The organism is Fodinicola feengrottensis (assembly GCF_010993775.1).
GTDB classification, from domain to species: Bacteria; Actinomycetota; Actinomycetes; order Mycobacteriales; family HKI-0501; genus Fodinicola; species Fodinicola feengrottensis.
In genome coordinates this window covers 37510-58516 of record NZ_WOTO01000050.1, presented here as the reverse complement: position 1 = coordinate 58516, position 21007 = coordinate 37510, and the positions used below count along the sequence as shown (strand labels likewise).

At 62.3% G+C, this 21007-nt stretch carries 24 protein-coding genes and 3 pseudogenes; 16 read left to right on the top strand and 11 right to left on the bottom strand.

Translation table 11 applies throughout. From position 1 onward, the window contains the following. Positions 1–89: 89 nt before the first annotated feature. On the bottom strand, positions 90–647 hold the full coding sequence (locus tag GNX96_RS35695; RefSeq protein ID WP_279582335.1) for a TetR/AcrR family transcriptional regulator: 558 nt from the start codon (positions 645–647) through the stop codon (positions 90–92). A gap of 24 nt (positions 648–671) precedes the next feature. On the opposite strand from GNX96_RS35695, the gene GNX96_RS35690 reads away from it, so the two are divergent. The 4 genes and pseudogenes from GNX96_RS35690 (at position 672) to GNX96_RS35675 (ending at position 4265) form a co-directional block, all read left to right on the top strand. Next, positions 672–2054 (top strand): amidase family protein, encoded by a 1383-nt coding sequence (locus GNX96_RS35690; protein ID WP_163572264.1) that lies wholly within the window; start codon positions 672–674, stop codon positions 2052–2054. A 581-nt stretch (positions 2055–2635) separates the two neighbouring features. Next, positions 2636–3052 (top strand): annotated as a pseudogene (locus GNX96_RS35685) (SigE family RNA polymerase sigma factor); the annotation flags it as partial. Continuing rightward, positions 3049–3525: a hypothetical protein gene (locus GNX96_RS35680; RefSeq protein ID WP_163572262.1), complete on the top strand. Its 477-nt coding sequence runs from the start codon at positions 3049–3051 to the stop codon at positions 3523–3525. The pseudogene GNX96_RS35685 and the gene GNX96_RS35680, both read left to right, overlap by 4 nt. Before the next feature lie 74 nt (positions 3526–3599). Beyond that, positions 3600–4265 carry a hypothetical protein gene (locus GNX96_RS35675; RefSeq protein WP_279582334.1) on the top strand — a complete coding sequence of 222 codons (666 nt, stop codon included), beginning with the start codon at positions 3600–3602 and terminating at the stop codon, positions 4263–4265. Between the two features lie 120 nt (positions 4266–4385). Here the strand turns inward: GNX96_RS35675 and GNX96_RS57700 are convergent, their stop codons facing one another. Both GNX96_RS57700 and GNX96_RS35670 read right to left on the bottom strand, forming a co-directional pair. Beyond that, complete coding sequence (locus tag GNX96_RS57700) at positions 4386–4550, bottom strand: hypothetical protein (protein WP_279582333.1); 165 nt, start codon at positions 4548–4550, stop codon at positions 4386–4388. A 249-nt stretch (positions 4551–4799) separates the two neighbouring features. Further along, a complete protein-coding gene (locus GNX96_RS35670; protein WP_163572260.1) occupies positions 4800–5111 on the bottom strand; it encodes a hypothetical protein in 312 nt (103 codons plus the stop codon). A gap of 109 nt (positions 5112–5220) precedes the next feature. Between GNX96_RS35670 and GNX96_RS35665 the strand changes: the two genes are divergently transcribed. The 3 genes and pseudogenes from GNX96_RS35665 to GNX96_RS57695 form a co-directional block, all read left to right on the top strand. Then, positions 5221–5346 (top strand): hypothetical protein, encoded by a 126-nt coding sequence (locus GNX96_RS35665; protein ID WP_279582332.1) that lies wholly within the window; start codon positions 5221–5223, stop codon positions 5344–5346. Between the two features lie 339 nt (positions 5347–5685). Then, positions 5686–5967: a sigma factor gene (locus GNX96_RS65700; protein ID WP_163572276.1), complete on the top strand. Its 282-nt coding sequence runs from the start codon at positions 5686–5688 to the stop codon at positions 5965–5967. A gap of 8 nt (positions 5968–5975) precedes the next feature. Then, positions 5976–6083 (top strand): annotated as a pseudogene (locus tag GNX96_RS57695) (transposase); the annotation flags it as partial. 366 nt (positions 6084–6449) lie between these two features. Here the strand turns inward: GNX96_RS57695 and GNX96_RS57690 are convergent. The 4 genes and pseudogenes from GNX96_RS57690 to GNX96_RS35645 form a co-directional block, all read right to left on the bottom strand. Further along, positions 6450–6596, bottom strand: coding sequence for a hypothetical protein (locus tag GNX96_RS57690; protein WP_279582345.1), 147 nt, complete (start codon positions 6594–6596; stop codon positions 6450–6452). Positions 6597–6619: 23 nt separating this feature from the next. Beyond that, positions 6620–7256 (bottom strand): annotated as a pseudogene (locus GNX96_RS35650) (arginase family protein). Positions 7257–7425: 169 nt separating this feature from the next. Further along, positions 7426–7557, bottom strand: coding sequence for a hypothetical protein (locus GNX96_RS57685; protein ID WP_279582331.1), 132 nt, complete (start codon positions 7555–7557; stop codon positions 7426–7428). A 700-nt stretch (positions 7558–8257) separates the two neighbouring features. Then, positions 8258–9268: a hypothetical protein gene (locus GNX96_RS35645; RefSeq protein ID WP_163572258.1), complete on the bottom strand. Its 1011-nt coding sequence runs from the start codon at positions 9266–9268 to the stop codon at positions 8258–8260. A gap of 755 nt (positions 9269–10023) precedes the next feature. On the opposite strand from GNX96_RS35645, the gene GNX96_RS35640 reads away from it, so the two are divergent. The 9 genes from GNX96_RS35640 (at position 10024) to GNX96_RS35605 (ending at position 16820) form a co-directional block, all read left to right on the top strand. Beyond that, complete coding sequence (locus tag GNX96_RS35640; protein WP_163572257.1) at positions 10024–10230, top strand: CsbD family protein; 207 nt, start codon at positions 10024–10026, stop codon at positions 10228–10230. A 324-nt stretch (positions 10231–10554) separates the two neighbouring features. After that, entirely contained in the window at positions 10555–11004 is a 450-nt protein-coding gene (locus GNX96_RS35635) for an Asp23/Gls24 family envelope stress response protein (protein ID WP_163572256.1), read from the top strand. Then, positions 11001–11360, top strand: coding sequence for a hypothetical protein (locus GNX96_RS35630; RefSeq protein ID WP_279582330.1), 360 nt, complete (start codon positions 11001–11003; stop codon positions 11358–11360). The genes GNX96_RS35635 and GNX96_RS35630 overlap by 4 nt, the downstream gene beginning before the upstream one ends. A gap of 70 nt (positions 11361–11430) precedes the next feature. Then, positions 11431–11607, top strand: coding sequence for a hypothetical protein (locus GNX96_RS35625; RefSeq protein ID WP_163572275.1), 177 nt, complete (start codon positions 11431–11433; stop codon positions 11605–11607). Next, a complete protein-coding gene (locus tag GNX96_RS35620) occupies positions 11604–12020 on the top strand; it encodes an Asp23/Gls24 family envelope stress response protein (RefSeq protein WP_279582343.1) in 417 nt (138 codons plus the stop codon). The genes GNX96_RS35625 and GNX96_RS35620 overlap by 4 nt, the downstream gene beginning before the upstream one ends. Continuing rightward, the gene (locus GNX96_RS35615; protein WP_163572255.1) at positions 12017–12544 is read left to right on the top strand and encodes a DUF6286 domain-containing protein; all 528 of its coding nucleotides are present in this window, start codon (positions 12017–12019) and stop codon (positions 12542–12544) included. The genes GNX96_RS35620 and GNX96_RS35615 overlap by 4 nt, the downstream gene beginning before the upstream one ends. Before the next feature lie 1762 nt (positions 12545–14306). Beyond that, entirely contained in the window at positions 14307–15305 is a 999-nt protein-coding gene (locus tag GNX96_RS35610) for a ferritin-like domain-containing protein (protein ID WP_279582329.1), read from the top strand. Between the two features lie 480 nt (positions 15306–15785). Further along, on the top strand, positions 15786–16034 hold the full coding sequence (locus GNX96_RS57680; protein ID WP_279582328.1) for a hypothetical protein: 249 nt from the start codon (positions 15786–15788) through the stop codon (positions 16032–16034). 294 nt (positions 16035–16328) lie between these two features. Beyond that, positions 16329–16820 (top strand): ATP-binding protein, encoded by a 492-nt coding sequence (locus GNX96_RS35605; protein WP_279582327.1) that lies wholly within the window; start codon positions 16329–16331, stop codon positions 16818–16820. A 221-nt stretch (positions 16821–17041) separates the two neighbouring features. Here GNX96_RS35605 and GNX96_RS35600 read toward each other — a convergent pair whose 3' ends face one another. The 4 genes from GNX96_RS35600 to GNX96_RS35585 form a co-directional block, all read right to left on the bottom strand. Beyond that, positions 17042–18844 carry an ABC transporter ATP-binding protein gene (locus tag GNX96_RS35600; RefSeq protein WP_279582326.1) on the bottom strand — a complete coding sequence of 601 codons (1803 nt, stop codon included), beginning with the start codon at positions 18842–18844 and terminating at the stop codon, positions 17042–17044. 162 nt (positions 18845–19006) lie between these two features. Next, positions 19007–19570 (bottom strand): fasciclin domain-containing protein, encoded by a 564-nt coding sequence (locus GNX96_RS35595; protein ID WP_163572251.1) that lies wholly within the window; start codon positions 19568–19570, stop codon positions 19007–19009. A gap of 319 nt (positions 19571–19889) precedes the next feature. Next, positions 19890–20513, bottom strand: coding sequence for an RNA polymerase sigma factor (locus GNX96_RS35590; protein WP_279582325.1), 624 nt, complete (start codon positions 20511–20513; stop codon positions 19890–19892). 123 nt (positions 20514–20636) lie between these two features. Further along, positions 20637–20813 (bottom strand): hypothetical protein, encoded by a 177-nt coding sequence (locus GNX96_RS35585; RefSeq protein WP_163572249.1) that lies wholly within the window; start codon positions 20811–20813, stop codon positions 20637–20639. Positions 20814–21007: the final 194 nt, after the last annotated feature.

Below are 21007 nucleotides of genomic sequence, written 5' to 3'. Positions count from 1 at the left end.
TAGCTCACCACGAGCCGGCGTACTCGACGAGACGGCGACGGGCGCTAGGAATGAGCGAGGCCTGCGCCAGTTGGTCTCGTGGCACGGCATCAGCGCTTGTCGGCTTCTGCGAGCAGCCGGCGGATCACGTTCTGGATACGGTGGTTGGAAGGAAGTGGAAGGCCCGTGACGGCGGTGAGGTAAAGGCCGTCACCGGTGAATCGGATGATGTCGGCCAGGATGGGATCGGAGATCGCGGCACGCAGTCGGGTTGACCAGTCCTCGAACACAGCCGCCAACAGACTTCGGGTTCGGTCGGTGGTGGAGCCTGGGTCCGCCTGGACAGCGCTGATAACGGCCCAATAGTGGCGGGCCTCGTTACTATCCGGGCTGGATGTTTCCAGGAAGGTTCGTACGACGCCGTGCTTATCGGCTCGGGCGAGGTTTGCATCGGTAAAGGCGCGTAGTCGATCAGCCAAGCCTTCGACGAGTGCCGGCTTTGCGGGGAAGTGATAGAGCAGGCCTCCCTTGGACACGCCCGCGCGTTCGGCCACCTTCTCGATGGTGACCGTAGCGATTCCGTGTTCGATCAACTGGTCAACAAATGCGTCAAGGATGCGGTCTCTGGTGCCTGGCATGCCGAGTACTGTACCGTCTGGACGGTACATAATCTAGCATGGAGGTAGCACCTGATGGCAGACCTTCTGTTTCAATCGGCAACCCACGTCGCAGGCATGATCAAACGTGGCGAGATAACTTCTCGCGAGCTGACCGAACGACTACTCAGCCGAATCGATGAACACAACCCCAGAATCAACGCACTTGTCGAACTTCGCCGAGAACGTGCCCTGCGCGATGCGGACGCAGCAGACCGCGCACTGATGGATGGGACAGATGTAGGACCACTGCACGGCGTACCGATCACAATCAAGGACGCCTTCAATGTCGCCGACATGCACACCACGTGGGGCAACGCGCAATTCAGCGAGTATGTAGCGGAAACCGACGCTGCCGTAGTGGCACGACTGACAAAGTCTGGCGCGATCATCGTCGGCAAAGACAACCTCGCCTTCATGCTCGCCGACTTCGGTCAAACCAGTAATGATCTATACGGCACGACCGTCAACCCTTGGGATAGCCAGATGAGCCCTGGCGGGTCGTCTGGGGGTGCTGCGGCGGCGGTCGCGGCAGGAATAAGCTTCCTCGGCTACGGGTCCGACCTTGCCGGGTCGATCCGGATCCCTGCGAGTATGTGCGGTGTGTACGGACTGAAACCGTCGGCGGGAATTGTCCCGTTGGCTGGGTTTCAACCACCGGGGCCTCCGCCGAAACCCAACAGCCTCACGTTTATGTCAGCACTTGGGCCCATCGCGCGTTCGGCGGCCGACCTGCGTACAGCACTAGCCGTGACCGCAGGGCCAGACGGTGCGACTGGGGACGCATGGTCTTGGTCATTGCCCACGCCGCGACGATCCCGGCTGAGTGACTTCCGCGTCGGCGTGGTCTACGACGATCCGACCTGCCCGACCACGGCCGAGGTGGGCGATCGACTGTCCGACGTCGTTGACACGATAGCTCGCAGCGGAGCTCACGTCGCCGAGGGCTGGCCCACAGGCGTTGATCCTGCAGCAGTGTACGAAAGCTTCGGATTCCACGTTCAAGCGTTTTTCGCGTTCCAGGAACCCGGCTCAAGCACAACAAAACTCAGTGAATTTATCGAACATGACCACCGTCGTGCGAGCGTCGAGGCGGCGTGGGAACGGTACTTCGCCGACTTTGACGTTTTCCTGTGTCCAACATCCTTCACAACCGCGTTCGCGCACGATTTTCGCCCATTCCCCGAGCGCACCATTGCCACCGACAAAGGTGAGCGGCCATACACGGATCTGTCATTCTGGACTGCACATGCGTCGCTGCCGGGCCTGCCCGCTGTCTCGGCCCCTGTCGGACTGACACCAGGCGGCCTCCCGGTCGGATGTCAGATCATTGGACCTCGCCTCCACGACGACACACCCATCACCTTCGCCGAACTCCTGGCAGATCACCTCGGCGGCTATCAGCCACCACCGCTATGACAGACCCGGCCAGTCCCAGGAGATCCGATGGCTCGCCGGAGCGGGGGCTCACGTCAGTGGTATTGCGGTCGCCGTCGCGAGCGCGTGTACACCGGCGCGAGTTCGCGATGTGGTCTTGCGCTGCTCGGACTCGAGGTAGTCGAGGACGTCGGCGCGCATGGCAGTGAACACGATATGGGCAAGGTATTCGGGGTCTGGGACATCGTGAGCGTCTTGGATACGGCGAGCCAGTTCACCAATCCAGAATTGGCTCGCGGGGTTGGCGTAGTAGGCGTCCGGGCGACGGTGTGTTCGATCGCGCGGATCAGGATGCGGTTGTCCAGGACGAAGTCGAATCAGGGCGTCGAGAATGCGTGTAGCCGGTCATGTGCGGTGCCGCCAGGCCCACGTGGTGGATCCCCGCCCGGCCGGAGGCAACCTTTCCACGGATGTGAAGCGTCCACTAGGCGTGGGAGTGGCGGGAACGATGTCAGGGGTGTCCGAATGGTGATCGAGGATTCCACCGATGTGGACTTCACGACCTTCGTGGACGTGCATGGGCAACAGTTGCTACGGACCGCGTTTCTGTTGGTGGGGGGGCTCACCGGGCCGAGGACATGCTGCAGACGGCGTTGGTCAAGGCGTACGAACATTGGGGGCGAATCCGGGAGCCGACGGCAGCCTATGCGTACGTACGCAAATGCCTCGCGAACACAGTCGTCTCATGGCGGCGTCTGCGGATGACGCACGAGCGCCCAACCGAGATCCTCCCCGATACCTCGACGCCCGACGTTTCACACAGCCATGCCGAGTCGATGGCGATGGGGCATTACTTGCGGCTGTTGCCGCGCAGGCAGCGTGCCGTGCTGGTGCTCCGGTTCTACGAGGACCTGTCCGAGGCTGAGGTGGCACGCACCCTGGGTGTCAGCACCGGAACGGTGAAAAGTACAACTTCTCGTGGACTTGCTCGGTTGCGGGATCTGATGGGTGAGTCGCAGACAATTGAGGTGAACCGATGAATCCGCAGATTCACGACCGGCTCCGGGAGAGCCTCACTCACGAGGCCAACACCGCACCCTTGCTAGCTCTAAGAGCCAGCTCCATTATTAAAAAAGGGCGCCGCCACAGGCGGGTCAAACGCGTCGCCGTCGTCGCCACCGCTGTCGTCGCCGTACTCGCGGTAACCGGAGCTTCCCTACTGGCCGGCAACTTTATTGGCGGGCAGGGCAAACCACCGCCACCGCCGGCCGCCTCTGGCAAGGCCATAGGCGCCGACCAGCCGCAGGTCGCCATTCTCGACAGCCACGGCATTCACCTTCCCGGCGGTCGTACGGTCCCGGTTCGGACGCCCAAGTACGGGGTTGAGTGGTTGACGATCGACCCTGTGAGCGGTGGATGGGTGATAGACAATACTCTGGAGGTGGAAATGGTCCGGTCGGACGGGACCGCGAAGACGCTGGTGTCAGAAAAAAAACCGGCGGGGGGTTGGTGAGAGTCACGGCCCTCGCGTCCCCCGATGGGCGACAGATAGCGGTGAGCACAACCGTCGAGCAAGGCCCTGGCACCGTGAAGGTCTTTGATACAGCAACCGGCTCCGTCACAGCATCGACGGCATCAGGTTCCTCGACTGCCTATCGCTGGTTCAAGAACAAAATAGTCCTGCGCACCCAGACTCCGCAGGCTGACGAAACGGCAACAACTCCAGTATCTCTTTGGGACCCTGCCGCGGGTCCGTGGGATCAAAAGATGACCACTGCCTCTCTGGGGTTGTTCGGTGCCACCGCGGATGGCACAAGAATGGCCGCATACGCCACGACCTCGTCCTCGCTCTGTCTGGGATTGGTCGACCCTGCCAATAACTTTACAATGAGGGCGAAACAGTGCAGCTCAAAACGTGAGGACATCGTCTATGCTGCCATGTCGCCGGACCGCACGCGGCTGATTCTGAGCGTTCTTCTCAGCGGCGACCTGGAAAGTAGGCGAATAATGCGAGTGACCGGCCAAGGGCTTAAACTTGAGCACGAACTGTCTAATCCAACGAATATCGATGACAATGTCGCGGTGTGGGAAACGAACAATCTCGTCGACCTGTTCTCGGTGGAATCGATACCCACGCCTACGCAGGTACGCTTGCTCCAGTGCCACACAGACATCGGGACCTGCCGCGAAGTGGCTGGTGGCTACTCAACAGCCGGCTTGGGCCTCATCACCAATCTGGCTCCGGAGTCCTGATGTCCACGACGGGCTGCGTGCGCCAATCTGTATCAATCCACCCACCGATTCGCGCCGAGCGAAATCCTTGCCCTGCGGTGAGTACAGCCGGCGCCTCTCGGAATCTGTCGACCACTGCCACTACCACGCTCGCGCGGGGCCTGCTCGTTCCTTGTCGGTGGCCGTCCGCAGGTAGTCGAGTAGCGTCGAGCGGAGGCGTCGGCGTCCGAAGCCGTTCAAGACCGGCTTGACGAACTGACGGTTGAAGCTCGGATCCGGGCCGTAGACAGGCGCCTTGATCAGCATGTCGAAGGACGCATCAGACAGTGTCAGTCCTTGGCCGCACGCATCTCCCAGCGCCGCACGCGCCAGCAGTTCCCAGCGCTGCTGATCGCCAGGCTCTGTTCAGGGTCGATGTCGATCCCTAGCGTATGGACGACGTCTACCAGGCGTCGTAGGAATGGAGCCGTTCCGTCGTCCGTTCGCGCTGGCAGTGGCATCAACCTCCGTACAGCACTCACCGCGTCATTGCGGCCGGTGTGTCCACACCTGCAGTCAACTTGTCCTGCCTTGTTCCTCGTCGGAGGCCGCCGGATCAATGGCCGGGATGTCGGCGATCCTGCCACGGAGGATGTTGAATGCGTCCTTGCATGACACAGTGACGCCAATCCATCTGTGATCGACGAACTTGATCAGCGGGAAGCCGGTGATACGGCCGCGGACAACACCAGAAGCGGTCGGCACGGCGATGACGTCGCCGACCTTGGGGTTGTAGCCAGTCGCCAGCAGCTCGCCCGCGAGGAGGACGTCCCCGGAGCCACTCCAGTCTCGTTCCACCTGATCAATGCGGAATTGGAAGCTGGTCATAACTACAATCATCGACCAAGCGACGCGTGCGTAGGATCAAACATGGCAAAGGCTGTAGCTCTGGTCGTGCGGTCTGCACCATAGCGCATGGTCGAACACGGTGCCCTCAGTGTCACCCGGGAGGCTTACGACACTGTTGCCCCCCACTTATGCCGAACTGTTCCGCGACACGCTGCGTAACAGTCCCCTGGACCGCGCCATCCTGGGTGCCTTCGCCGAGGTCGTCAACTCGTGAAGTCCGCATGATAGCCATCCCCACCCGAACCCGCCTCCGCTGGGCGCGAATCACAAATTCGGCGCAACTCTAGTGAAAAATTGAACAGATCCACGATCGGTGGCCTACACATGGGCTCATCGCGGCGTCGTGGCCGAGCTATCTCTTACTCAGAAAGAAATAGCAATCCGCTCAGGTCTCGTTTGTCGAACGGATACATGAGTCGCTCAAAGGACTCGAGTGTCTCCTGACCTTCGGCTATACGAGCGGAGGTGGTCTCAACGTCGCGCGACAACAGCTCCCGAGGCACCGGACCCAATCGCGGTGACGTCAAGCTGCTGGGGTTGATCGCGGCCGGCGATCACGCCGCCGTCGAACCCTTTCTTCCACCGACACCACAACGCCTGCCTCGCATCGGGGGCCCGCATCGTCACCGACCCCAGCGCCACAGCGGACATCTCACAAGAAGCATTTCTCTCAGTCTGGCTCCAGGCGAAGCGCTTCGACCCCGCACTTGGGACCCGTCCGCACCTGGCTCGTCACGATTATCCACACAAGGCCACCGACTACATACGCCGCGCACGGCGCGACTGGAGGGATCCCGTTTCCGTTGATAGTGATGTTGATGTTCACTGGTCGTGACTGGGAGGATGGGAATGGGGACTCGGCGGAAATTCACCCCGGAGTATCGGGGTGAGGCTGTGGCCTTTGTTACTGATTCGGGTCGTGCCGTTTCGGATGTTGCTCGGAGTCTTGGTATTCGCGAAAATGCGTCGCCGTCAAAATTACTCAATCTGGCGCCCGAATCGTTGGACGGGCTGTACACCAGTTGGGGCATGGAAGGCTTGAATGACCGCCGTGCCTCATCGGGGCGACGCTCAATAGCGGGTTCGGCTGTCACGGCGCCGGTCTTGGTGGACAGCAGGATCAGAGCGGGCGAGCGGCTGTTGATCTGGGTCGATCGGCACGGCCGGCAGGCTGTGCCTCGCCACGTAACGGCTGCGGCCTCGTCGGCGATGGCGGCACAGTCGCTGCGGGTTGCGCTTTGTCGGCAGGCTACGACGCCGTTGTCAGTCGCCGACTCGACCGGGCCAGGACTGACCGATGGGCTGTGGCCTGGCCAGCTATGCCGCGTCTTTGCAGGCCACGTTCAGCTCATCGCTGCGACCTGCGGCGAGGGTCATATACGCCACGAAAGCCGCGATCAGCACTGCGAGCGCCAGACTGACCGGTCCGATTCCCCCCCAGCCGAGTCCATCTCTGCTGGCCACGCCAACCACAAGGTCGCCGCCAGCTAAGCCTGGCCACGCGTCATCGCCGCTGCCAGCCTGCGGATCACCGCAAGCTCCGAAGGGTCGTCGGCGACTGGCGCGTACTCGGTGATGGCTGCTCCGACCACGTTGCCCAATCCGCTGATCAGGTCGACAAGCTGCTGCGAGCGGACACCATCCGGTTCGGGATAGCCGACGGAGGCGAACTCGGTGGGATCGAGCACGTCCAGATCGACGTGGACATACACCGCCGATGACCGCTGCAAAAGCCTCTTCCAGATCAACGACACCGTATCTGCGCAGCCCCGTTTTCCTGATATATTCGTGCTCTGAAGCACCGCCAGCCCGCTCCCCCGCAAGAATCACCTGTCCTGGAGCCAAAGTCCAGCTCGGGGTGAGGGCCGGCGGGCCATCGCCGAGAAGTGTACGGACGCCCATCGCGTGGAACGCGCCCGTCTTGAGCTGTCCCGGTCCATACACGTCCGGATGGGCATCGATCCACAACACGGTCAATGCATCCCCGTAGCGTTCAGCAATGGCCGCGATAGGCAGCACGTCCACACTGCATTCACCTCCGATGATCAGGACAAAATCATCGAGCTGGGCTAGCGCGGCACCAATTTGTCTCTGGTTACCCACCAGGGTGTGAAGCGCACGCACACCGTCGACGATATCCACGGCACCGTCGCCGGTCGGGACAGTGACCACGGAATCGGCCGGCACCAGGTCGGCCGCCCTCCGCGCCCCCGACACCAGCCGGGGCGCCGTCGGCACCGCCGATCCTTGCCATTGCGGAACAGAAAGCACAATTGTCACGAAGTTGTCCTTTTCAGAGAACCAGAGAAGCGATCAGCATCAGCGGCGATCCGATCCAGCGACATGACTCGTCTTCATCTGTCCAGCCGGACCGGTGCTCGCGCAGCTGCCGCCGCATCTCGTCCACCTGCCAGGAAACCTCCACTTCCCCACCCTACGGGCAGACTTTGATCACCACCATGCCCAGGGAAAACGGCCGGCAGCTCTCCTCCGACGCTCGACCTCTGGTGTGCGACGGCACAGTGACCAAGCCCAGACCCACTGACTGGCAGAGATCCTCGCTTCGCGGACGCCCGACAAGCGTTCGGCCACCCGCCCAGCTCCTACCTGCCGACGAACTGGTCGGCTTCGGCGAGCTGGTACGAAAAGAATGTGCCGGGATAGGTGTGCGAAGGGCGACATCCCTATCGAGAGAGTGGAAGTGGCACACACGGACCTGCAGACCTTGGATCCGTCCGGGGAGTGCTCTCACCTGCGCAACTGTGGGCGCTGATGGCCGCAACCACACAAAACCTCGCCACCACGCACGTGCCCAAATGACGATTGTGGCCACGACCATCGTCACACCGCGACCCCTTGGACAGCGGCAGGCGAATGACAACTAAAAGTAGCGCGACATCGATCTGACAGCGCAGCCCCCTAATCTCAGATGTATGTATGCACGGTAAGCGCTCCGGAGATCCTTGTAGAGGCCCGCGTCGCGCAGGGCATGGGAGCCGTCATGCTGACCCTGGCGACGTGAGTCTTGATAACACCCAAAATCTTGATCCACGGGTCTTGACTATTTCTCGTGGGTCCGATGCCGACCCGCTGACCGTTAACCGCTTGGAGGCAATTGGCGCCAGCTACCAGAGCGTAGTTGCCGCAGCACTGGAGAGTCGGCGGGTGGATCCGGCGAGGAACAGGCCCGCGAGGGTGGTATTGAGGGCGACCAATAGGAGTGGCAGGCCCACGGTCCCGTGATTGCTAAGCGCTATGAGGGTTGGCCCAGCGGTCACGGCCACGCCCGTGCCAATCCAGGCGAAGGTCGCCGGGAGATGGAGGCGTTTGTTGCTTCTGTCCCACACCAGCGCCATGACAGCGAGGCCTCCTGTAAAGATCAGCACGCCGGTGACAAAGAGAAGAGTCCGTTGCGCGACGGTGTCGAAGCCGCCCGGAGCTCCAGCGGCTCGTCCGAGTACTGACCACGCGACAAAGGCCATGGCACTGCCCACGGCAACGATCGTGCCTATGGCGGTCAACCAGCGCCGGCACCGAGATGCCGTTGCCAGACTCGCTGTCCGCGCCGAGAATGCCTCAGGCCAGCGATCGCGCACATAACCGGGAAACGCCGCGAGCAGGCCAATTGCCTGAACAACAAAGCCGCCGTACACAACGGCATAAACCCAATACTGGAGTCCGTTGCCGGCCGGAATCGCGGGTCCGCCCACGGTCGCCTGCGCTAGCAGGCCCAAGGGAATGCCCACCGCTATCGGTACGAGCAAACCGCTGCCTATCCACATGGGGACCAGCACCAGCAGCACTGGCAAGCGGCGTCCCCACCGGAATGTCAGCCCCAGCACCAGTGTCATCGCGCCCAATTCCATGGCAGCCGTGACAACATCCCCGACGACGTGCCGAAAGTCGATCAGCTCGGCTGCACCTGCCGGTCCAGCCGCCCCGGTGCTGATCCCCAGCACCCACAGTACTTTCAGTACCAAGTAGGGAAGGCAGGCCGTGATCGTCGCCCAGCAGACGGCCAACCGGAGCACCCCAGGTCGGACGTACCTCGTACGTACACGATCCCGCCCGGGTTGTTCCATTCCGCGGTCCTCACCGAAAAAAACGTACCGCCGTGGCAGCTTGCTCTCGTTCACCACAGTCACTCCAACCGCTCCAGATGTACTACCTGCCTTCTTTGTAGTGTCCCAGGCCGCGGCCAACCTCAGCCAAAAGAGGGAGACTCTTGACCAGAAGACCGATCCTTGATCCGTCCGGATCGTCCTCCGACGCTTCCTCACAGTCTGGGCAAGCACGCCGGCCGACCGCCAACGGACAAGACCTCGGGGTGATCGGCGGATCGCGCTCGGCGGGAGTCTCGGCCGAGCATCTCTTCTTAATATCTGTTGACGATTTCCCTGAACCGCATCGAGGGTCCGCAACGAAGGTTCCATGACGGTACAAACAAGGGTTAACGAGACAGCACTCCACTTCGCCTCGTACGACTCACAGACAAAGGGAGAGACGTTCATGAGCAGCAAAAGTAACCGACGGCGCTGCAACGGCGGCAGCATTTTCGGCTTCCTCAGCATCGTTCTGAACATCCGCGGTGGATACCGCGGCGGCTACGACAACTAGGTCCCCTTCACACGCACCGGGTTCCCGTGCCGCCTCCAGCGCGCGGGGGCCCGGTGTTTCCACACCAGCAGGATTCTTCCAACCTACGAAAACGACGATTGCACCGACGAGCCAAGATTTTCATGGCTGGATGCATGCTGTCAGCTAGAGTTCCGCAGTGAGCGCCGTCACATTATTGGTGTTGGTGGTGGCCGTGATGAATACGAATGGACGGGTTCTTTCCTGGTGTACGGCGCCCGATCGGCGCGCGCCGGTATCCGTGAGGAGATGTGCGATGTCGTTGGGTGACAGGATCGGCAACAAGGCCGAAGATCTGGGCGGTAAGGCCAAGGAGGCGACCGGCAACGTGACCGGCGACGAGAAGCTGCAGGCCGAGGGCAAGACCGACCAGGCCAAGGCGGGTCTTAAGGACGCTGTCGAGGACGTAAAGGATGCTGTCGGTGACGCCGCCGACAAGCTCAAGGGTGTCTTCAAGAAATAGAACACAATCGCAACCACGTCGCCAGTGGCAACTCGGGATTCTGGGTCGCCGCTGGCGACATTTTTATCTGGAGCCACAGCGATCGCCGCGTCGTTCTCCCATCCCACGCCGAGACCATCTCTTAAGTGCACGATCGAGCAATAGCAATAAATACTCGCCACGCCGCACTCTCTGGGGGTCACCTGGAATCCGCTTCGACTGAGACCCACGCCACACCGATGCTGCGTGACGATCGCGTCGCCACTGGGTCCTACTGGTGTGCATGACAGCGAGAGGCGCCCGGTTTCTGCCGCAGACAACAATTTTCTAGCCGAGGAGAATGAGATGACGAACCCGACCAGCACCAAAACTCCGGCGACCGTGCCCACCGGGGCGTTGGTGTCCACACACGGTACGACGACGGTCTCGGACAGCGTCGTGCAAAAGGTCGCCGGGTTGGCCGCACGCGAGATCCCGGGTGTGTACGACTTGGGCGGCGGCGCAGCGCGGGCGTTCAGCGCGATCCGCGAGCGGATTCCGGGGGCGTCTGCCAGCGCCGGTCAGGGCGTATCGGTTGAGGTGGGCGAAAAGCAGGCGGCGGTCGATCTGCAGATCCTGCTCGAGTACGGCGTACCAATCGCCGATGTCGCGAACGCCATTCGCCGCAACGTGATCAATGCGATCGAACGCATCACCGGCCTAGAGGTCGTCGAGGTCAACATCAACGTCAGCGACGTGCACATCCCGGGCGACGGCGCTGGCACCGATCCGGCCGACACCGCTCGGGTCCAGTGATCGCGGACACCCAGGTCGACGCTGATCGCATCGCTGTCGCTGTGCAGGCCGGGCGGCACGTCGCGCGCCTGCACAGCGGCCGGTTCGGCGAGCTCGCCACCTACCTTCCCGGCCGCCGGATTCCCGGCGTACGAATCGGCCTCGCCGAGGTCAGCATTGGCGTCGTCGGGATCTACCCGGCCACGGTCGCTGAGATCGCCCGTGACGTACGTACCGCCGTCGCCATCACTGACCGGCCCGTTCACGTCCACATCTTGGACATGGTCATGACCACACTCGTCGTCCCGATCGTGCTCGTGGCACCGGTGGGACCCTCGGTGTCGGCCGTAGTGGCAACGCCGTCCATTCATTCGTAGTTCCTCGACCGGCCTTGTGTGCTGCTGGCCGATCGGCACCACCCATCGGCACCAGCAAAGGGAGAAACCCATGACGACCACACAGCTCGGTCTGTTGACCGGCCTACTTCTTGGCATCGCCGCCGCATTCGGCGGGTTCGGCGCATTCCTGCTCGTACTCGTCCTGGGCGCGATCGGTCTGCTCATCGGCCGGTACTTGGACGGCAAGCTAGACCTGTCCCAGTTCACTGGCCGCGACCGTTTCTGACCGATGACCACTACCGCCGTCCTGAGCCCCCACCGAGGCTCAGCGCAGATTTCGACCAGCCTGCGCCTGGCACAACCACGATCGCTAACCGTACGGTCGAACGCATCGCCGGCCACGCCATCACCGAACTCGACGGTGTCGGCGGCTCGGCCCGCCGCGTCCTGGGCGTCGCGCTCGGAAACGAAAACCTCGACGCCTCAGCGAACGTCGCCGCGACCGTCACCGGCAACAGCGTTGTCCTCACTGTCCAACTGTCTGTGTCCTACCCGCAATCAGTCACCAGGACCAGCGAAGATGCCCGCACCCACCTGATGCGCCGGATCCACGACTTCACCGGCCTGGCGGTGTCGCGGGTGGACATCACCGTCACCGCGTTGCACAGCGGCGCCCCGAGCAACAGGAGAGTCCTGTGAAACGCCGACCTCGCCGCAGCATCCCAGCCACTATCTGTGCGCTTGCCGCGCTCGCCGTCAGTGTGGTGGTCGGCGTGGTCGCGGTCCAGATGATCCTTGGCCAGACGCCTTGGATCAACTACCTGGTCGCCGCACGCTCGCTCCACGAGATCCACTGGAATGACCTGATTCCGGCAGTCGCCGGCGCGGTCATCGCCGGGGTGGGCGTAGTTCTCTTGTTGACCGCCTTACTGCCAGGAAAACCGACTGTCCTCCCGCTGGCCGGCGATCTACCCTCGGGCGCGACCCGCCACAGCCTACGGTCCACCCTGCGTGCCGCTGGGTCCACAGTGGACGGAGTGAACGGTCTCGCATTGAACTTACGTGGCCGAAAGATCTCGGCCACCGTGCGCACCGACCGAACCAACACCTCGGGCCTGGCCGACGCGGTCCGCGCAGCCCTGCAGAACCGACTCGACCAGATAGATCCGGCCAGAACTCCGAAAATCAGGATCCGCGTACGCGCGACCAGGAGCCAGTCATGACCAGCCTCAACCGCCCCGCCCGCCTCAACCGCGCCCTGCTGAGCATCCTGGGACTGGTCCTAGTCGGCAGCGGCGGCCTCGCCATCGCCCTCCACTTCGGCAACGTCCCGATGCTCCCGGCCAGCTCACCTCTCGTACCCGGCACTGACGCACCACCGGTTTGGTCCCTGTACGTCACCGTCGCGGTCTGCGTCGTGGTGGGGCTGCTAGCGCTGCGCTGGCTGGTCGCACAACTCGCTCGCAAGCCCAAAAGTCACACCTGGCGAATGGAAAACGACCCCGACCGCGCGGCGCACCGAACTGGCCGCCAGCACCGCGATCGCTCCGTTCCTGGCCGAAACCCGCGGCTACCCTGGTGTCCACGACACGTTCGGAACGCTGGCCGGTACCAGGCAATCCCCCGCCCTCGCCCTAGTCATCACCACCGAACAAGACGGCAGCCCCACCGACATCCAGGAACGGCTCGACAGCCACGGCCTACCGCGACTGCGCCAAGCCCTGGACCTCGACACGCTCCCGGTCACGGTGGAATTCCGATTCACCGACAAAACCCACGCACGCGTCCGCTGAACCCCGAATATTCCCACCCCCGGGAGCTCGGCGTCACCATCGCGACAAAGGCGTTTCGCCGGCTCTGGCGCCGAAAGCGATACCCTTCGCTACCCAATGACGAGCTGAGCCCGGGTATCTCAGTGCGGCCGCCCCACCGAGAAGTGATGGACTTGCTGCTGCCGACGCGACCCCCCCAGGAATCATCGTGCTGGTGAATTTCATGGACATAGTCAGGTCCAGCATCGCCGAACGCATTGGTTTCTCATCCGTACCGTCAAGATGCGGGCGATCGCGTACCGGCCGGCGCTGGGGAAAATGCCCGGGAATTCGATGACTCATTGTCCTGCTAGGACTAAAGAGTTATCGACGAAGAAAGCTTCTTTGCCTAGCGGACCGCGCCGGTCGCGGCCACGGCACTCGGCGTGACCGGGACGCTGCGCCCCTGCTCGACGCTGACCGCAAAAAGCTGTCGCCAAGCTGGCTGGTCCGACACCGGACGCGATGACCTTGATGCGATGGAGCGACGTGCCCGTGTCCGTCACGTCGAAACTCTCGACCGGGACTGGTGGGCTGCCCTTCCCGCGCAGCGCACATAACCAACCGGCATCGACCAGACACCCCAGTAGTCAGTGCTTGCAGAAACGGCGCGCCAAAGTCGGCGAAGAATATCCGTCCCGAACCAAACCGATTCGGTCTCCGCGACGAACACCATTCGAAGTATCCCACTCCGTTCGCCGCCGTCAACGCACCCGGCCTGCTCGACACGATCAACAACCTGCCCGTGCCGACCGGCTTCGTGCCCTCCGCCGAAGTTCTCGCCACCGTCGGAAAAGGCACCTCGACGTGACCGGTAGCAGCCAAGACCTCACCGTCAACGGGAACGCCAAAGTTATGTGCGGCAACGGCCAAAGCACCAATGCCACCGTCTACATCATCGACACCGCCCAAGACGTTACTCGCCGTAGCAACTGTGGAGCTGAACAACCCAAGGGGCTGGTTTAGCTCCGTTCTTGTGCTGTGGTAATGCGAAAGCAAAGTCAAAACTTATCGACTGAAATCAGAACCAGGTAGCCAGTGATCACGAACTAGTAGTAGCGAGGAGTCCCACCTCGGCAACAGATAGGGGGTGTTTAGTCAGCGGCGTCCGGGAGGCGCACACGAGTGCCGCGCTTCAACTCTGGATCCGTGACCACCGGGCGACATCTCGACGATGAGGGTGATCGCCCAGCAGTTCGAGAAAGGCCCATCTGTGTTCGGAAAACGCTTTGTCCGTGATCTGATCAGTCGCAGCGCTGAAAACGGCCCGGACCGTCGCAAGTTCCTCGTGGCCGCTGGCGCGGCCGGGCTCGGCCTGGTCGGTACGGGTGCGCTCGCGACCGCCATCGCGCCGGTGGCCAACGCCGCCACCCGGCCCCCAGCCCAAAAAGAGACCGTGTCGTCAGCGGCGATCAGTGACGCGGCGATCCTGAATTTCGCGTTGAACCTGGAATATCTGGAGGCGGAGTTCTACTCGTACGCCGTCCACGGTCACGGTCTGGCCGACAGCCTGACCACCGGCACCGGCGCCCGAGGTGGTGTCACCGGCGGTCGCGCGGTGCCATTCCTGTCCCGTACGGTGCGCCAATTCGCCCAGGAGATCGCGGGCGATGAGCTCGCCCATGTGACGTTCCTGCGCACCGCGCTGGGTAGCGCGGCCGTCTCGCGGCCAGCGATCGACATCAAGAACAGCTTTACCGCGGCTGCGCGGGCTGCTGGTCTGATCGGCGCCCACCAGACTTTTGATCCATATCAGAACGAGAACAACTTCCTGCTCGCCGCGTTCATTTTCGAAGACGTCGGCGTGACCGCTTATAAGGGCGCGGCGCCACTGGTCAGCAACAAGACGTATTTGGAAGCCGCCGCCGGGATCCTGGCGGTGGAGGCGTACCACGCGGCCACCATCCGCAGCTCGCTCTACCAGCGCGACCTGTGCACCGCGGCGAACAAGATCTCCAATGCCAGGGACAGCCTGGACGGAGCAAGCGACGATGACCAGGGCATCACGCTCAAGGGCCAGGCGAACATCGTCCCCACCGACAGCAACGGTGTGGCCTATTCCCGCAGCGCCGGCCAGGTGCTGAATGTTGTTTATCTCAACCCGAAGAAGACCACCTCCGGCGGATTCTTCCCCAAGGGCGTCAACGGAGCCATCAACACCAGCGCCGGCTGATCCACAGGCTGACAGAGCGAGAGCCCGGCGCCCGTTGCTCGCACGAGCGCCGGGCCGCGATGAAAATGTGTTGATAACCCTGACGGGCAGCGTCATCCGCCCAGCGTTTGTGGCCGTGAAACGCGTACGTCGCTCCTGAACGTAGCAACCAAGCTCACCGCCGACGCCGGCGATGCCTGTTCATATGACTGATCACGGCTGCCAGCATGTGCCCTGACGATATGGTCGGATGCATGGATCGAACTAGGCGGCGCAAAGTGGAAGCTTCGCGATGAGTGTAGGAGACTATCCGCGGGTGCGTCTCGCGCACGTCCATAGTGAGACGAGCCTTGAGCTGGTTGTCTTCTCTTCGACCACGACTCGCTATTCATTACATCCGTTGCCCGTGCGCCGGCCAGCGAGTGGAGTCGTCGAAGATGTGGTGAGCTGTGGTTCCTGCGGTACGACGGTAAAGATACGGGTCTTCAGTCCCAGGCTGCGATGGCAACTGAAGCTGTGTTGGTTCAGCGTATTCTTGATCGGCGCGTGGTGATCGAGGCAGTAGCAGTCAACTACCAAGTTGTGCTGGACGACCAGGACAAGGCACGTGCGTTGCAATATCTGCTCTACATTCCAGGCTGTATCGGCCTTACCGCTGCGATCATCGGACTCATAAGGTTCTTCACGGAGGACGGCGTACGCCTTCCCTCATACCTGCGGGACTCTCGTCACCGATTGCGGCGCAGGTGAAGGAGCAGATCGAACAACGTTGACCGGCTCCGCCAGACGTAAGCTGGAACTACTGACTGAATCACACCGTGCACCCGGGCTGCCGATCAGATCCTGTGTCCCGGACGTTTCGCGGCTTTTAGGTGATACCACTGTCACCTCCCGGTTTGTTCGTTCACGACTCGTTTTCGGGTCCGAGATCGCCGTCACAGTCGGGTTCTGACAGTCGCTTCACCGCTCTTGTGACTGGTGGGTTTAGTCAACACGTGGGCGGGTACTAGTGCTTCAGAACCACGCCGTGTCGGGGGGATGAACATGTCGGTGCGACCGACCGCGCCCAACGCTGGCCACCAGAACGAGTACGAGCTGACGGTTGTGGACGGGGATTCCTTGGAGTTGGTTCGACGTTCAGTTCGCGAGCTGATGGCTGGCTATGTCGGCATCGCGATCGATGACGCTGTCTTGGTGGCGTACGAGTTGGTCAGCAACGCTCTACGCCATGGCCTTCCACCTTGTGCATGCCGGCTGATAGCGGTTGACGAAAGCCGTTCCCTCCGCATCGAGGTGGACGACGCATCGGCTGATACTCCACGGGTACGAACACCAGACCTGTCTGGCGGACGAGGACTGTTCATCGTGAACCAACTGGCATCATCCTGGGGCGTCATTTGCCAGGACGCCCACAAGACGGTCTGGGCCGAAATGAATCTGAGCCACTCCGGTGATAGGCACGCCGACAACGATGTTATGGACAGCAACGGACTCCCGCACCGAGGAGGTGGTTTGGGAGTCCATCGAGCTGAATGACGAAATTTGTTCTGAGGTGGGTTTAGCGGCGGCCGTAGCGCCCGCCGAGCCCGCCACGGATACTCAGGACGATGTCCAGAAAGCCGAAGATGCTGCCACCCCGGTAGTTCCGACGGTTGCTGTTGCTCTTGCTCATATTTTCACCTCCTCCTAGTTTTTCGTTGTGCCCTAACTTGTCTTACATAAACTATTCGTTTTGGGGTTGTACGCGGTTCAGTGTTCTAAGCGATTTCTTTTACGGGTTCATCCGTGGTCAGGAGTTGGGTTTGCGCCAGGGTGCGGTAGAGGTCGCTAGCACTCAAGAGGTCTGTGTGTGAGCCGGCGGCGTCGACGGTGCCGTTGTTCATAACGATAATCTGGTCAGCGGCGACCACTGTGGACAGTCTGTGCGCGATAGTCAGTACGGTGGTGCTATCGCGCAGGTCGTCCAGCGCTTCGATGAGAAAGCGTTCGTTGATGGCGTCCAGGTTCGCGGTCGCCTCGTCCATCAGCAGGATTCTCGGCCGTCGAAGGAAAGCACGGGCTATCGCGACCCGTTGTCGTTCGCCGCCGGACAGTCGGGTGCCGCGGTGGCCGACCAAGGTGTCCAGCCCGTCGGGCAGCCTGTCGACCAGTGCGCTGAGTCTGGCCCGGCTCACAGCGTCGTCGATCTGCGTCGAACTGGCTTGGGCGTCGGCCAACAGAAGGTTGTCCAGTAATGAACCCGAAAGAACAGGCGCGTCTTGTTCGACGTAAGAGATCATCGAACGGAGTCTGCGCAACTTCCACTCCTTTATATCTCGGCCGCCTATCGTGATCGTGCCGGCGTCAGGTTCGTAGAACCTCTCCAGCAGAGCAAAAACGGTCGATTTCCCGGCGCCGGACGGCCCGACGAACGCGGCTGTACTGCCGGCCGGGATCTGGAAACTGAGATTGCGGTGCACCGCGGCCGTCGTATCCTGGTACCCGAACCACACTTTGTCGAACCGGATTCCGGCGGGCCCGGGCTGCGCGGGTCGGCTTCGGGTTTCCTTGCGCAGCTCGAATGACTCGATTGGCAGCGTGTCGACCTGGTGGATGCGGGCGACGGCCGCCGCGCCAACCTGCAGTTGTGAGATGGCTTGGACCAGTTCGGTGAGCGGTTCGGCGAGATAGAAGAGATACAGCAGGAAGGCGATGAGGTCGGAGACCTTGAGTCCGCCTGAGGCCACTCGGGCACCGCCGACACCGAGGACGGCAAGGAATGCGATCTGTAGCGAGAGGCCGGTGGATGTGCCGGCGATGGCCTGCCATTTGGCTTCGAGTACGCCCTGTTTCCAGGCCGCGCGGGCGGTGTCACTGATTGCGTCGATCTCATGGGATTCGGCTCCGGCGGCTTTGACCGTACGGAACGCACCAAGAACTCTTTCCAGCGCCGATCCCATGGCGCCGACGGCTTCCTGCGCGCGGCGGGTTGCCTCCCGTATACGGGGCATCATCGCCGCGGCGATCAGCCCGATGACCGAGACGACGCCGACCGTGACACCCAGCAGTGGCAGGTCGACGACCCCCATCAGCACGATGGTGCCGACCAGCATCAGTGAGTTTGTCGCGAGTTGGACCAAGGACTGGGTGGTGACCTGGCGCAGCAGGGTGGTGTCCGCGGTAACCCGGGACATCAGGTCACCTGGCTCGAACCTGTCCACGTCACGCATACGCAGCCGCATGATCCGGCCCACCAGTTGCCGACGGGCGGCCAAGACTACAGATTCGGCGGTCCTTTCCAGCAAGTAATACCCCAGTGCCGAAATCACTCCGGCACCGATTACCAGGGCGGTCAGTAGGGTGACCGCGAGCCACACCGAGCGGTGTTGCCCGAGCGTGTCAATCACCGCGGCGGCGGCAAGTGGCTGGGCTAGGCCCGCAGCGCCGCCCAGCAGGCTCAGCATGCCACCGAACACCAGTACCCGGCGTAGACCCTTGGTGTACGCCAGCAACGCCCGCCACGGCCGTTCCTGCTCGACCACCGCGTCCGTGGATTCGGGGACCGCATCGCTGTTCGTCACCACCATCGCCTCCCGGGCCTCGTAGGACGTTCGCTGTCAGCCATCAGTTGGCTTGCTTTCGCGTTTTTTTTCGTGACAAACAGTGAATGGACCGGCCCGGGAAATACTTCCCGGGCCGGTCCAGTCATTGTTCGTTAACTTGGTTGTCCGTGCCCCGAATGCTTATTTGGGCATCAGGACGGTGTCGATGATGTAGACGGTGGCGTTGGCGGTCTGGACGTTGCCGCAGATGACCTTGGCGTTGCCGTTGACGGTGAGGTCTTCGCCGCTGCCGGTGACGTCGACGGTGCCTTTTTCGACGGTGGTCTGCATGCCGATGACCTGCTCGGGGGTGAGCTTCTTACCGGCGATCACGTGGTAGGTAAGGATTTTGGTGAGCATTGCCTTGTCGGCGAGGACCTTTTTGAGGTCGGCGGCCGGGATTTTGGCGAAGGCGTCGTTCGACGGGGCGAAGACGGTCGCGGCGGGCAGGCTGTTCAGGGTGTCGACCAGGCCGGCTGCCTTGACGGCGGCGACCAGGGTGGACAGCACCGGGTTGGCGGAGGCGGCGTTGGCCACCGACGCGCCGGACATTCCCTGGAAGCTGCCCGCGCCGGTTTTCGGTACGGCCGCGCAGCCGGTGCCGAAGTTCTCCCCGACCGGAGCAGTCGCGGCCGCTGAGGTCGGCGCAGTGGCCGGCGCCGACGTGCCACTAGCCGTGGGAGTCGAGCTACTGCACGCGGTCATGCCCAACGCCAGTGCACCAGCCGCGGCCACCACACACAATACGAGCGATCTTGCTGGTGCTCCACAGATTCACGGTGGAACTCCTTTCCTGAATACCGGCCCAGCCGGGAACGAGGTACGCCCGGACGGTGTCCAGACGCAAAACGAGTTAGTACGGCTTTCTTGTCGCGCTTCCGAGCTATGTTCGAAGCACCAGCCAAAGCGGATTGCGTGTCGACGAATAAATTCACTGACTGGCTTGGCCACCTGTAGGTCGTGTCGCAAGATGGACAGATACGGAAAGGTGGTAAGTGGCGTGACTGGTGAGATCGGCGGCCCGTTAGTCGCGATCGTCGACCAAGTCACCGAGGGTCCGCTTCAGCGCCCGCAAAGCGGTGATGGTGCGCGTCTTTACAGTGCCCAGCGGAATGCCGGTGGCCGCTGCGATCTGGGTCTGGCTATAGCCGCGAAAGTACGCCAGCACAATGAGTTCTTGCTGGCGCCGCGGCAGCCCGTTCACCGCATCCAACGCACGCAGCACCGTTTCCGCTGTCCACACCTCCTGAAATGGACTCGGCCAGGTCACACCGGACGCGCTGGCGTCAAGGTCGTGCAGTGACCCGACGCTGGTCGACTTTTCTTTCAAGGAGCGCCGAATGTGATCAATGGCCCGATGGTGGACGATCGTACGCAGCCAGGTGACCGCGCGGCCCCGGCCCGCCTGAAACCTGGCAGACCCGGTCCACACGGACAAAAACACGTCCTGCACCACGTCCTCAGCGCCGGCGGCATCGGGAATGATTCGACACGCGTACCGAATGCAGAAGTCGTGGTGCCGACGAAAGAACAGTCCGAACGCTTCGTGATCCCCCATCGAGATCCGCCGCAGCAGATCGACGTCGTCCGTTCCCCAATTGGTCACTGGTGGAGTTGCGGCGATGTGAGACGTCTTGCCTGCCCGCATCCGCACATCACCTCTCGTTCCTGTATCCCACAAAGCCGTCGTCTTTTTTACTTCCGGACAATAAAATCTGAACGCGTGCCACTAGCTGGTCCGCGTTGATGGAAAACGAGCCTTTTGGAAGATCTAGACCTGGCTGACTCCAGTGGCCACAATCTGTGTGGGCCGGGCCGGAGTGGCCGTACCCGGCTCCAGACTGATAGCGAACGTCGACGCGGCCGAGACCATGGCCAGCGAAGCCGCGAGCCGGTGAACGACCGGGCGCTGGTTGCTCGTGTCGAAACCGGCCAGCGGGCGCGCCACGGTCGTACGGCCCGCGTTGATGATGCCCAGGCCCAGTATTTGGTCCCGGCCGGGCTCGGCAGCAACCCATCCGCGATGAACTCGACTGTTGCACCGCTGGCCACCAGATAGCCGACCGGTTCACCAGACGGCGTGGTGAGCGTAGAAATACGCGACCGCGGCTGCTCCAACTCCCTCACCAACTGTTGCTCGGC